Origin of the sequence: Micromonospora chokoriensis, assembly GCF_000718555.1 — a bacterium.
In the GTDB taxonomy this organism is placed as follows: domain Bacteria; phylum Actinomycetota; class Actinomycetes; order Mycobacteriales; family Micromonosporaceae; genus Micromonospora; species Micromonospora chokoriensis_B.
This window is the reverse complement of record NZ_JOAN01000026.1, coordinates 1-12676: the sequence shown is the minus strand read 5'-3', so window position 1 is coordinate 12676 and position 12676 is coordinate 1. Positions and strand designations below refer to the sequence as shown.

Here is a 12676-nt window from a genome sequence, read left to right as displayed (position 1 = left end):
GGTTATGCAGGAGCCCGGTGGCCACGACCACCGGGCTCCTGTCGGTCTCAGCCCCGGGCCGAGGTTTGACCGGCCCCGGCGGACGGGCAGGATGGCCCGGTGCCGACCCCACCTCCCGCGGACGTCATCGAGCCGCACCTGCATCCCGGCGAGATCCAGACCCGGGCCGAGCTCGATCAACAGTTGGCCACCGGTCGGCTGACCGGGCTGACCGTGCAGGGCCTGCGCCTCGACCTCGCGCCGGCGCCCGACCTGACCGGCATCGACGTCGCCGGCACCCTCTTCGTCGGGTGCCGGTTCGCATCCCGGGACGTGGGCGCCGACCTGGTCCGCCGCGGCGCGAACGTGGTGCCGCCGTTCTCAGGGCTGCCGTACCCGACCCAACCGACCCACCTCTACACCCCGGAGGACCTGGCTGCCGGGTTCGCCGAGGGCGGGTTCACCGGGATGTACGACACCCGGGTGTACGACCACTACCGAGCGCACGGCGGCGCGCTGCCGGACGTCAAGGAGGCGCTGGGTCAGCGGCTGCACGACCACGGCGTGGACAACGCGTTGGCCGACGCCACCCGGGTCTGGCTGGCCGCGTACGGGCCGCAGTCGGTGGTGGGCATCATGGGCGGGCACGCGGTGCGGCGCGGTAGTCCCGCGTACCGGATGGCGGCCGTGCTGGGTTGGGAGCTGGCGCGGGCCGACCGGCTGGTGGTGACCGGCGGCGGCCCCGGGGTGATGGAGGCCGCGAATCTCGGCGCCTACCTGGCGGACCGACCGGCGACCGACGTGACGGCGGCGATCGACCTGCTGGCCACCGCCCCCGACTTCACCGACCACCACCGGTACACGGCCACGGCGCTGACGGTCCGGGAACGGTACGCGGGTGTGCCCCGGCAACGTGGCGACGACCGGGGCTGGGCGCGCGCCGGTGGCCTGGCCATCCCGACCTGGCTGTACGGGCACGAGCCGGCGAACCTGTTCGCCGGGCGGATCGCGAAGTACTTCTCGAACGCGATCCGGGAGGACACCATCCTGCGACTCGCCCGGGGTGGCATCGTCTTCGCGCCGGGGCGGGCGGGCACGGTGCAGGAAGTGTTCCAGGCGGCCACCAAGACCTACTACGGCACCGACGGCGCGAGCGGGGCTTACATCTTCCTGGACCGCGCCTACTGGACCCAGGAGTTGCCGGTCGAGGCGCTGTTGCGCCCGCTGCTGGCCGCGTCTCCGTTCGGTGACCTGTCGTCGACGATCCACCTGACCGACGACGTCCGCGAGGCCGTGCGCCTGCTGACCTCCTGACGACGACGGCCGGCCTCCCCGTGCGGGGGAGCCGGCCGTCGGTGGGACGTCGTTACTTGGTCATCGTGGTGCCGGTCGAGCGCAGGTGCTCGCACGCCTCGACGACCCGGGCGGCCAGGCCAGCCTCGGCGGCCTTGCCCCAGGCGCGCGGGTCGTACAGCTTCTTGTTGCCGACCTCGCCGTCGATCTTCAGCACGCCGTCGTAGTTGCGGAGCATGTGGTCCGCGACGGGCCGGGTGAAGGCGTACTGGGTGTCGGTGTCGATGTTCATCTTCACCACGCCGTAGTCCAGAGCCTCACGGATCTCGCTCAGCAGGGAGCCCGAGCCGCCGTGGAAGACCAGGCTGAGCGGCTTGTCCTTGCCGTACTTGGCGCCGACAGCCTCCTGGATCTGGTTGAGGATCTCCGGACGCAGCTTGACGTTGCCCGGCTTGTAGACGCCGTGCACGTTGCCGAAGGTCAGCGCGGCCATGTAGCGGCCCTTCTCGCCGAGGCCGAGCGCCTCGACCATGGCCAGGCCGTCCTCGGTGGTGGTGTAGAGCTTGTCGTTGATGGCGTTCTCGACGCCATCCTCCTCGCCACCGACGACGCCGACCTCGATCTCCAGGACGATCTTGGCCTTGGCGGCCTCGTCGAGGAGCTGAGCGGCGATCTGCAGGTTCTCCGCGACCGGCACGGCCGAGCCGTCCCACATGTGCGACTGGTACAGCGGCTCCTCGCCGCGCTTCACCCGCTCCTGCGAGATGCCCATCAGCGGACGCACGAACTTGTCCAGCTTGTCCTTCGGGCAGTGGTCGGTGTGCAGCGCGATGTTGACCGAGTACTTCTTGGCCACCTCGTGCGCGTACGCGGCGAACGCCACCGCGCCGGTGACCATGTCCTTGATCGAGGGGCCGGAGAGGTACTCGGCGCCACCCGTGGAAACCTGGATGATGCCGTCGCTCTCCGCGTCGGCGAAGCCCTTGAGCGCCGCGTTCAGCGTCTGAGAGGAGGTCACGTTGATTGCGGGGTACGCGTACCGGCCAGCCTTGGCGCGGTCCAGCATCTCCGCGTAAGCCTCGGGGGAAGCGATGGGCATGTGATGTGCTCCTTACTTACCACTCTCGGCCGTGCTGGCCGCTGTTCTTCATTTGTGCGCCGGACCGCGCTGTCCTCCGCGCGGAAGTATCCCGTAGGTGAGGTGCACCGGAACAACCGACCCGGGTTCTAGCCGTTCATCGGCGGTCCAGGTTGTCCGGCACGATGACGCTGATCAACCAGGTCACCACGGTCATCACGATGGCTCCCCAGAACGCCGGCCAGAAACCGTCCACCTGGAACGGCAGGTCGAGCCCACGGGCGATCCGGTCGGTGAGCAGGAACAGCAACGCGTTGACCACCAGCGCGAACAGGCCCAGGGTCAGCAGGTAGAACACGCAGCCGACGACCCGGATCACCGGCTTGAGCACCGCGTTGATCACGCCGAAGATCAGCGCCACCACGATGAGGGTGAGCACGGTGTTGCCACCCGAGCGGCCGTGCACGTCGACCCCGGGCACGATCAGCGTGGTTATCCACAACGCGACCGCGGTGATCGCCAGTCTGATGAGGAAGCCCACCGCACCATCCTGGCATCGGGTCGCGTCACCGAGGGCTGATTCCGCCTACTCCGCTTCCGGGCGGTGCGCCCGCCGAGCCCGTACGGTGGGTGGGAACCGTGCCCCGAGACCCCCGGGAGAGACGATGGGTCAGCCCGACGAGGACTTCACCCCCGGCGACCACCTCGCGTCCGACGAACGCGACCCCGAGGCGAACCCGGCGGACGCGGTCGAACAGGCCACCGTCGCCGGCCCCGACGACGTCGACAGCGAGCCGCACCGCGGCCTGGAGGTCGACGACTGGGACGCGATGGAGCAGGCCCGGGTGGTCACCGGGGACGAGGACGACTACCGCTGACCCGGCCGCAGGATCGGCTGCCCATTGCGACATAGCTGCTCAGCCGTTCGGTTCATTAGACGAACATCGATCCGAAAAGGCCACCGGAAGCACCAGGACCTCCCTAGGTTGGACGAGCGCCACCTGTATCCCCACGGGAGGACCTCCATGCTCAAGCATTCGATCCGCTGGCTGACCGGGCTCGGCGCCGCAGGCGCGTTGGTCGCCGCCTCCGCCACCCCCGCCGTCGCCGCGGCCGCAATCGAGCCCTACTTCCAGGACGCGACTCTGGCCGTCGGCTCGACGGCGATCACCCGCTCCATGTTCCTGTACGCCGACGAGCCGACGGTCCTCACCGACGTCTCGGTGCGGTACGACTACCGCTCCCTGGTCAACAAGATCACCATCGCCCCCGCCGACGGCCAGACGTGCACCGCCCCGGAGGCGGGCGTTCTCGTCTGCGCGGAGCCCTTCGACGTCGCCCTGCACGAGCTGCCGCCGCTTGGCAGCGGGATCTACCGCAACGTGACCAAGCGGGTGCACCTCGGCCTCACCGAAGATGCGCAGCTCGGCGACTCCGGGGACGTCGCCGTCAGCTTCCAGGCGGCCGGCGGGCGGCAGGGCGGCTACACCTCCCGGATCCGGGTCGGTGAGGGTGTCGACCTGGCCGGTGGGCCGTTCACCGAGCACTCCTCCAAGCCGGGCGGGAAGTTCAGGGTGCCGCTGGCCGTGACCAACGCCGGCGACAAGCCCATCACCGGGTTCGTCGCGGTCTTCGACCTCGGCTATTCGATTAGGGCCAAGGACCGGTTCAGCAACTGTCTCTACTCCGGCGACCACCTGCTCTCCTGCCAGTTCGACGAGGAGATCCCGGTGGGCACGGGGCTGGCCACCACACTGAACCTCGAACTCGCCAAGGACACCTACGCCCCGACCAACCAGTCCGGCTATGCCCAGTTCATGACCACTGCCGACTTCGAGGACCTGACCCGGGTGCGGGAAGCAGTCGGCGCTCGGGCGGCCACCCGCGGCACCGGCCCGAAGCTGACTCTGGCCGAGGCACCCAGCCGGATGCGGCAGGCCGACCAGACCGACGTCGGTCCGGGCTACGACTACACCGGGTGGACCATCAAGGTCACCGGCACGAACGGCACCGACCTCGCCGCGATCGGCGCCTCGCTCAAGGGCAGGGCCGGCAGCGTCGTCACGGCAACCGTCGGCTTCCGGAACAACGGCCCCGCGACGCTCGACAAGACGAACGCCGACTGGGAGGCCGCCACCCATACGGTCGTCGAGCTGCCACCGGGCACCACCGCCGTCGAGATCCCCGTTAGCTGCCAACTGCGGCCGGGCACCCGCACCTACCAGTGCGCCTCGGAGATGCTCCTGGTGGCCGGTCAGACCTACTCCATGAAGTTCCGCCTGCGCATCGACAAGGTCATTTCCAACGCCCGGGGTGCGGTGTGGGTCAACGCGCCGTGCGAATGCCCCGCCGGCGGCAGCTTCGAGGACGACATCAAACCGGCAAACGACAGGGCCGTCATCCTGGTCAACGCGGCCCAGGGCGGCGGCCACGGTGAGGGTGAAGGCAGCGGTGGAGGCGGCGGTGGTGGTTCGCTGCCCATCACCGGCTCCCCCATCAACCTGATCGCCGGCATCGGGGCCCTGCTGCTCGTCAGCGGTGCGGGCTGCTACCTGCTCGCCCGACGCCAAGGCAGCCGCTTCACCGCCTGACCCACCTCGACCCGACCGAGGGCTCCTGCCTGAGATGACGGAAGCGGGCGGACGGAAACGTTGCGGCGAGATTGATCAACCGTTCGGCCAATATCCGCGCTCACGGGCCGACGCGGGCGGCGGGGAACCTTAGCTGTTTCTTAAGATCCGCTGGCTTCACCTTTCGTCCCCCGACACGAGGGAACCCCATGCTCAAGCACTCCACCCGGCGCTGGCTCGCCGGGCTGGGCGTCGCAGGCGCGCTCGTCGCCGCCTCCGCCACCCCCGCATCCGCCGCACCGGCAACCTTCGCCGCACCGATAGACAATCTCGACCTGTACGCCAACAACGTGATCGTCGCGCCCGGCGGCACCGAGAAGTGGGTCACCCTCTTCTCGCTCATCACGGAGCGGCAGCCCGGCGACTACACGATCAAGGTGGACCGGAGCAAGATCGACGGTTTCGCCGACGTCGAGGACAGCGGGGAGAACTGCACCGAGTCCGGTGCGATCCTGACGTGCAAGGTCGAGGACCAGGACGACGACGGCTCGTACCTGAACCTCGTCTCCCTCCTCGTTCGCGCAAAGGCCGACGCCAAGCCCGATCAGAAGGGCGAGCTGAGTTTCACGGTCACGCCGGACGGCAAGTCCGGATCCGCCTCCTACAGCTCGACAGTCGAAATCGGCGAGGGCGTCGACCTCACCACCAACGAGTCCCTGGAGCTAAAGGGCGCGCCCGGCGCCACGCTGAAGGCCCCGTTCCAGGTGACGAACCGGGGCGAGGTCCCCGCGGAGGACGCGGTTCTCTTCGTCGTCGGCGCGGACGGTCTTCAGCCGTCGAAGCGCTACGAGAACTGCGAGTACACCGAGGGCCCGCTGCACGACTTCGCGTTCGCATGCCGCTTCGACACCACCATCGGCAAGAACAGTAGCTTCCGCCTCGACGACAGCTTCGGGTTCACCGTGCCCACCGACAGCTGGGCACCGAACACCTTCGGCGGATTCTCCACCTGGTTCACGCCTGCCGACTGGGACGAGTACAGGTCCGAGGCTGAACTCCCGGCCAAGCTCGGGCCGAACGGCACCGAGGGTGAGCTGAAGCTCGAGCCGGCCGCGAACCTGCGCTCCCGGCAGACCGACGTCAACCCGTTGGACAACTCGACCTGGGTCGACCTTCAGGTGACCGGCAACCAGCGCGCCGATGTGGCAGCGCGCGGCGCGAAGGTGACCGGTGACGTCGGTGCCACCGTCGCGCTCACGGTCGGCTACGTCAACAACGGGCCGGCGGCCGTCAACACGGGTGGCAGCGAGTCGCCCTGGATCAGCACCACCGTCACGCTGCCGAAGGGCGTCACCGCCGTCCGCGCTCCGGAGAGCTGCTTCGACGCCGAGGACGACGGGTGGGAGTCGGGCAAGCCCGGCGCGCGGGTCTACCAGTGCTTCGTGCCCGGCTCGATCAAAAAGGGCGAGAAGGTCGACTACGAGTTCCAGCTGCGGATCGACCAGGCCGGCGGCCAAGCCGGTGAGGTCAAGCTGCGCACCGGGCACGAGGAGACCGAGATCAAGGACCTGGACCCGGCCAACGACGTCGCCAAGATCCTGGTGAACGCGGCCGGCGGCACGGACGGTGGCGGCAACGCTGGCGGCAGCAACGGCGGCAACGGCGGCGGTGACGGCGGCTCGCTGCCGATCACCGGTCAGTCCACCGGCCTGATCGCCGGCATCGGCGCGCTGCTGCTCGCCGCGGGCGTCGGCGGCTACCTGGTGGCCAAGCGCCGCCGGACCCGCTTCGTGGCCTGATCCACCCGCACCACCCGGTGCCCCGCCGACCATCCCGGTCGGCGGGGCACCGTCGTTGGGCCCCACGGCGCGAGCGGGTGGTGACGGGCCGGTCCGGCGTGGCCAGGGCCTTGGGCTTCGGTACCCTTTGTGGCCGTGGACACAGCTGAGAAGACTCGCGCTCTCGTGGAGAGCGTCGCCCTGAACCCGCTCGATCCCAAGGATCTGTTGCAGACCTTCGGGCTGATCGGCGTGTGGGTGATCCTCTTCGCCGAGACCGGCCTCCTGGTGGGCTTCTTCTTCCCCGGTGACTCGCTGCTGTTCCTCGCTGGGGTCGCCGCGTCCCCGGTGGCGGACGCGATCTTCGGCGACGGCACCCGCCTCAACCTGGTTGGCTTGCTCATCGGCGGCCCGATCTGCGCGATCGTCGGCGCCCAGCTGGGGCACTGGCTCGGCGCGCGGTACGGCCGGCCGATGTTCGAGCGGCCGAACTCCCGGCTCTTCAAGAAGGAGTACGTGGAGAAGGCCGAGTACTACTTCGAGAAGTTCGGCCCGGCGAAGGCAGTGGTGCTGGCGCGCTTCATCCCGATCGTCCGGACGTTCCTCAACCCGGTCGCGGGCGCGCTCGGCATGCCGGCCCGGAAGTTCCTGCTCTGGAACATCGTTGGCGCGGTGCTCTGGGTGGACGGCATCCTGCTGATCGGCTACCTGCTGGCCGAGCAGATCTACCAGGCCATCGGCGACAAGATCGACCGCTACATCCTGCCGGTGGTGGCCCTGATCATTGTGATCTCGGTACTGCCGATCTTCTTCGAGTTCCTCCGCGACCGGCGGGCTCGTAAGCGCGGCGAGGCGGTCGCGGTGGTCGCGGCGGCCAGTGCCGCTGGCGCGGTGGAGGCGGCCCGCGAGGCGTTCGACCACGACCGGCACCAGCACGGCCAGCAGCGCCCGGAGCACGGTCAGGACCGCTGAGACGTACGACGACGGCCGGCCCCCTGGTGAGGGGGTCGGCCGTCGGCATGTCGAACTCGGCCTCCGGCGGTGCGACCGGGGACGAGCAGGTGTCACCCACCGGTGGCGCCACCCCTGGCTCGCCACCGGACGCCGCCCCAGCTCGGGACGGCGTAGTGCCTACGTCAGCGAGCCTTCTTGGTGGCTCGCTTACGCGGCGGGGTCAGCAGGTCGGCGATCGTCGCGATCGCACTCGGGACCAGGCTGTAGTACGCCCAGACACCGCGCTTCTCCCGCTGCAACAAGCCAGCCTCGGTGAGGATGCGCAGGTGATGACTGACCGTCGGCTGGGAGAGGCCGAGCGGCGCCGTCAGGTCACAGACGCACGCCTCGCCCTCGGGGGCCGACTGGATCAGGCTGAGCAGCCGCAACCGAGCAGGATCAGCAAGGGCCTTGAGGACCCCGGCCAGACGCTCGGCATCGGCACGTTCGATCGGCTCGCCGTTTAGCGGCGAGATCTGAGGCATAGTCATTTCGGCCAACGCAGTTCCCACGTATTCCATCCTTCCACCAGCAGCATCGATCCGCCTGCATATCAGCAGATCCGAATCGGCAGACTTTTACGCCACAAGGCCGAGGTCAGCCAACGTATAGGCCGCCCGGTACGGCAATCCGGCGGCTCGCACCGCGTCGCCGGCTCCTCGATCAACAATAACCACCACGCCCACGACTTCCGCTCCGGCCTCGCGAAGCGCCTCGACAGCGGTCAAAACACTTCCGCCCGTCGTGGATGTGTCCTCCACCGCCAACACGCGGCGGCCAGCCACGTCCGGTCCCTCGATCCGTCGCTGCAGACCGTGGGCCTTGCCCGCCTTGCGCACCACAAAGGCGTCCAGGGCCCGGCCGGTCGGAGCGGCGGCGTGCAGCATCGAGAGTGCGACAGGATCCGCGCCCAGGGTGAGGCCCCCGACCGCGTCGTACTCCCAGTCGGCGGCGAGGTCGAGCAACACCCGGCCGACCAAAGGAGCAGCCTGGTGATGGAGCGTGACGCGCCGCAGATCCACGTACCAGTCTGCCTCGCGCCCCGACGAGAGCACGACCCGGCCGTGGACTACAGCCAGGTCGGTAATGAATTTACGCAGGTCGTCGTGGTCCCCCATGGCGATAGAGGTTACTGCGCAACTCTGAACGCCGTGTGCGGGGTCCACCCTGATCAGCCCGGAGAGGAACCGATGACTGGCGATGTTCGACTACGCTCAGCGACCGGTCTGACAGCGGCGCGCCAACGCCGCCCCAACGCCCACCGGGGGTCGACGGGCCGGTCGGGGCTCAGCGTTCGTCGCGACCGATCCGGCCGCGGGTGTCGCGGGCGACCGCCTGCAGCAGCCGCCGTGGCGCGTGCCGCATGCCGGCGACGACCACCTTGTACTTCCACGCTGGAATGCTGACCATCTTGCCTTTGCGCAGGTCACGCAGGGCTTCGTCAACCACGTCCTCGGCTCGCAGCCAGAGCCACTCTGGCGTCTTGGACATGTTGATGCCGGCTCGCTGGTGGAATTCTGTGCGCGTGTAGCCGGGGCAGAGGGCCATCACCTGAACGCCGAACGGTCGCGCCGACTGGCCGACGGACTCGCTGAAGTTGGTGACCCATGCCTTGCTGGCGGAGTACGTCGATCCGGGCATCGCCGTACCGAACCCGGCGACCGAAGAGACATTTATCACTGCCCCATTTCGCCGTTCGGTCATCGTTCGTAGGGCCGCCAGGGTCAACCGCATGACCGCATGGACGTTGAGCCGCAACAGTCGTGCCTCGTCCTCCGCCGTAGAGCGAAGGAACGGTTTGTTCAGGCTGATCCCCGCATTGTTGACCAACAGATGAACAGGGCTGCCATCGGCGAGCCGCTGCTCCACGATGGCGCAGCCGTCGTCGGTGGACAGATCCGCGGAAATCGTCTCCACCGCACGGCCGTACGCGGACCCCAGCTCGCTGGCCAGCTCGGTCAGCCGGGCGGCGTCACGGGCGACAAGCACCAGGTGCCAGCCGTCGGCGGCCAGCCGTCGGGTGAACGCCGCGCCGATGCCGGCGGTGGCCCCGGTGATCAGGGCTCGGCGCTCGGCAGTCGTGGGGTCGAGCGGCACGGGGCGAGTCCTCACCTGGGCGGGTACGGGGGCGCGGGCGGCGCCGACGGGGGCTGGTGCGGGGCGGGCATTAACGCGGGCGGTGCGGTTGGCGCGGGCGGTGCAGTCGGCGCGGGCGCGCGATGACGACCGAACCAGCTGTTCGCCGCCGGCAGCGTCAGCAGCGAAGCTACTACAAGGTAACCGAGCCCTTGCGCGACGGAAAGCCCGGCGTTGAGCGGAATCCACCAGGACGGGTACGCGTCGCCGATCAGGCCCAGCAACTCGGCGAGAGCCTGCTCGCCGGAGCCCAGTTGCAGTGGCGCCGCCCGCTCGCCGACGACCACCGCCACGCTGCAACAACCGGCGAGCAGGCCGAGCCCGCTGACCACCCAGGTCGCCACCCGGACGCCGTTGCGCCCGGCCAGCAGCCCGAGGGCCAGGCCGGCGAGCAGCGGCGCGGAGAGTGCCGCCACCACCGCCGACAGCACCGCGGACGCGCGCAGCAGAGTCACCACGTCGTCGATCTGCGCCGGGCTCGCCGAGGTGTCCCGGGCGGCGGAGCGGAACGCGTCGACCGTCCCACCAAGCACCACCAGGTCGACCACGGCGTACGCGAGCGCGGCGACCGCCATCACCAACAGCACGGTCGCGGCTGACAGGACGGCGGCGGGCCGGCGGGCCGGTGCCGATTCCGGGTACGACACGACGAATCCCTCCGGTAGGCGTCGGGTTGCAACCTACTCGGAGGGATCGTCGGCGTCGTGCTTATCGAACGGTCAACTCGTCGACGGCGGGGTTGACCCGGGCCGGTCGGTGGGCGGAGTGTCGTCCGGCCGGTCCGCGGCCGGCGGCGGGTAGCTCGGCTCCCCACTCGACGGATAGCCCGGCTCACCGGATGCCTGCGGGTAGCCAGGCTGACCCGGAGCCTGCGGGTACCCCGGGTAGCTGGCACCCGGGGTCGGCGGCTCCCAGGCCGCGGTGGGCTTACGGAAGAACTCGTTCGCCTTCGGCAGCGCCAGCAGGATCAGCGCCGTGATCAGCGCGATCAGGCTGATCACGCCGAGCAGGATGCTGACCGGAGTCAACCAGGAGGGCAGGGCCTCCTCCAGGCGACGCTGGATCTCCTCGGGGCTCGGCCCGTCGCCGGTCCCGCCACCGGTGTTGAACCCGCCGGCGGCGTTGCTGAGCAGGCCGCCGCCGACGCAGCAGACCATGATGCCGCCGACGATCCAGGTGGTGATCCGGGCACCGTTGCGGCCCTGGTTGTTGAACAGCGCCAGGACGCCCAGGACCACCGCGAGCAGCAGCAGCAGGATGCTGCTGCCGATGCCGACGACGGCGAAGACGTCGGCCACCTGCTCGGCGCCCTCGACGGTGCTGCCCGCGTACGCGTCACGGAGCGCGTCGCGCGTCTTACCGAAGGTGCTGAGCGTGATGATCAGACTGATCACCTGGCACGCCAGGAACAGGAAGAGCAAGTAGCTGGAAATCGACACAATGGATGGCCGCTGACGGGCCGGCGTGCTGTGGGAATCGACCACGATTCTCCTTCCCTAAGATCGCGCCCACACCGTATCGACAACCGGCCACTTCGGCATGCCGTGCTGAGCCCGGCGCGTCCACCCGGGCCGGCTCACCGAGCCTCAGGCGTGGGGCGGATCGTCAGGTCGGCGAGGTCGAGCAGGTCGCCGCGGGCCACCCTCCAGCCCTCTTCGCCGTACGCCTCGAAGGAGAGCCGGGCGGCGCCACCGGACTGGTAGTCGTGGTAGCGCATCGTCCCGGCCGACGGCAGTTCGGTCTCTCCGGTGGCGGTGTAGCGCGCCTGCCCGGTCTCGGCCCAGGTGTAGCGCCGCCCGCCGAGGTCGATCGTCGGGGCGCCCGGGGTGACGGTGGCGCCCGGTTCGGCGGTCCAGAGCACCAGTTCGAGTTCGGGGCCGTTCTCCACGGAGAGCCGGTGGCGGGTGCCGGAGCCGTCGTCGAGCAGGTGCTGCACCCAGCTCCAGTCCCCCTCGACGAGGCGGATCGTGGCGCTCACCGCGTACTCCCGCTCGCGGATCCGCACGCGGTCGCCCGGGGTCAGGCGGAGCGGGCCGCCGTGCGGTGACTCCGCCGCGCCGCCGCGCGCGGACCGTGCGGGCGTGGGCACGCCGTCGGGCCGGGCCGTCGCCCGCCGCCGGGCCCGCACGACGAGCAGGACCACGACCACCACGAGTACGGCAAGCGCCGCCACCAGGCATGCCACCAGCGCGTCCAACCGACTACCTCCCCAGGCTCGTCGGCGCGAACGGTAACAACCTTCGGCACCCTCTGGACCCGTACCGTGACCGACAGCTCAACTACCGACGGCACCGGCGGTGTCGCCCGGTGTGCCTGGCTCAGGCTGCGGCGAGCCGACGGCTGGCGTACGCCCCAAGGGTTTCCTGGTCCAGCACACAGCCGACGAAGGTGGTGATCTCGCCCGGGTCGTCCCGCAACGAGGTCCAGGCCGCTCGGGCCGCCGCCGGGTCGACGCGCTCCAGCAGCGTGGCCGCGTACGCCCGGCCGGCGGGTGTGCCGTCGGCCAGCACCCGGTCGAGTTGGCGGCGTACCTCCTCCGGGTGGTCGTCGACGGCGGCCGCAACCCGCTCGTACGCCTCGGTCACCGGCAACACCTCCCCGGCGAACCCGACCCCGCCAAAGGCGAGCGTCTCAGCCGCCACCAACGTGTCGACAGCCGCCCGAAGTTCCCGCTCCCATGCCTTCTTCCCAATCCCAAACATGCCCACCTCCTTTCCCCGCCCAGTCCCGATCCACCCCTGTCGATCAAGAGGTTTGCGTCACCAGAAGACGTGGTTCTGACGCAAACCTCTTGATCGACAGGGGTGGATCGGGACTGGGCGGGGAAAGGAGGTGGGCATGTTTGGGAT

General features: G+C 69.7%; 14 protein-coding genes. 5 read left to right on the top strand and 9 right to left on the bottom strand.

Translation table 11 applies throughout. The features are described from left to right. Positions 1-99 precede the first annotated feature (99 nt). Entirely contained in the window at positions 100-1293 is a 1194-nt protein-coding gene (locus tag IF46_RS0127870; protein WP_030491365.1) for an LOG family protein, read from the top strand. A gap of 52 nt (positions 1294-1345) precedes the next feature. Here the strand turns inward: IF46_RS0127870 and fbaA are convergent, their stop codons facing one another. Then, on the bottom strand, positions 1346-2371 hold the full coding sequence (fbaA, locus tag IF46_RS0127865; protein ID WP_030491364.1) for a class II fructose-bisphosphate aldolase: 1026 nt from the start codon (positions 2369-2371) through the stop codon (positions 1346-1348). A gap of 136 nt (positions 2372-2507) precedes the next feature. After that, on the bottom strand, positions 2508-2891 hold the full coding sequence (locus IF46_RS0127860) for a phage holin family protein (protein WP_030491363.1): 384 nt from the start codon (positions 2889-2891) through the stop codon (positions 2508-2510). A gap of 124 nt (positions 2892-3015) precedes the next feature. Here IF46_RS0127860 and IF46_RS0127855 point away from each other — a divergent pair, with 124 nt between their 5' ends. The 4 genes from IF46_RS0127855 (at position 3016) to IF46_RS0127840 (ending at position 7670) form a co-directional block, all read left to right on the top strand. Further along, positions 3016-3228 carry a hypothetical protein gene (locus IF46_RS0127855; RefSeq protein ID WP_030491362.1) on the top strand — a complete coding sequence of 71 codons (213 nt, stop codon included), beginning with the start codon at positions 3016-3018 and terminating at the stop codon, positions 3226-3228. A 147-nt stretch (positions 3229-3375) separates the two neighbouring features. After that, entirely contained in the window at positions 3376-4941 is a 1566-nt protein-coding gene (locus IF46_RS0127850) for a hypothetical protein (RefSeq protein WP_030491361.1), read from the top strand. A gap of 188 nt (positions 4942-5129) precedes the next feature. Then, positions 5130-6719 carry an LPXTG cell wall anchor domain-containing protein gene (locus tag IF46_RS0127845; RefSeq protein WP_030491360.1) on the top strand — a complete coding sequence of 530 codons (1590 nt, stop codon included), beginning with the start codon at positions 5130-5132 and terminating at the stop codon, positions 6717-6719. Positions 6720-6848: 129 nt separating this feature from the next. Next, positions 6849-7670: a DedA family protein gene (locus IF46_RS0127840; RefSeq protein WP_036393520.1), complete on the top strand. Its 822-nt coding sequence runs from the start codon at positions 6849-6851 to the stop codon at positions 7668-7670. 164 nt (positions 7671-7834) lie between these two features. Here the strand turns inward: IF46_RS0127840 and IF46_RS0127835 are convergent, their stop codons facing one another. From IF46_RS0127835 to IF46_RS0127805, 7 genes are all read right to left on the bottom strand, one after another. Continuing rightward, a complete protein-coding gene (locus IF46_RS0127835) occupies positions 7835-8212 on the bottom strand; it encodes an ArsR/SmtB family transcription factor (protein ID WP_030332125.1) in 378 nt (125 codons plus the stop codon). Positions 8213-8269: 57 nt separating this feature from the next. Continuing rightward, positions 8270-8809: an orotate phosphoribosyltransferase gene (gene pyrE / locus IF46_RS0127830; RefSeq protein ID WP_030491358.1), complete on the bottom strand. Its 540-nt coding sequence runs from the start codon at positions 8807-8809 to the stop codon at positions 8270-8272. 169 nt (positions 8810-8978) lie between these two features. Beyond that, a complete protein-coding gene (locus IF46_RS0127825) occupies positions 8979-9788 on the bottom strand; it encodes an SDR family NAD(P)-dependent oxidoreductase (protein ID WP_030491357.1) in 810 nt (269 codons plus the stop codon). A gap of 11 nt (positions 9789-9799) precedes the next feature. After that, complete coding sequence (locus IF46_RS0127820; RefSeq protein ID WP_030491356.1) at positions 9800-10474, bottom strand: hypothetical protein; 675 nt, start codon at positions 10472-10474, stop codon at positions 9800-9802. A gap of 72 nt (positions 10475-10546) precedes the next feature. Further along, a complete protein-coding gene (locus tag IF46_RS0127815) occupies positions 10547-11311 on the bottom strand; it encodes a hypothetical protein (RefSeq protein ID WP_036393518.1) in 765 nt (254 codons plus the stop codon). Between the two features lie 92 nt (positions 11312-11403). Further along, positions 11404-12024 (bottom strand): DUF4178 domain-containing protein, encoded by a 621-nt coding sequence (locus tag IF46_RS0127810; RefSeq protein ID WP_030491354.1) that lies wholly within the window; start codon positions 12022-12024, stop codon positions 11404-11406. A gap of 121 nt (positions 12025-12145) precedes the next feature. Next, on the bottom strand, positions 12146-12529 hold the full coding sequence (locus IF46_RS0127805; RefSeq protein WP_030491353.1) for a hypothetical protein: 384 nt from the start codon (positions 12527-12529) through the stop codon (positions 12146-12148). Positions 12530-12676 lie beyond the last annotated feature (147 nt).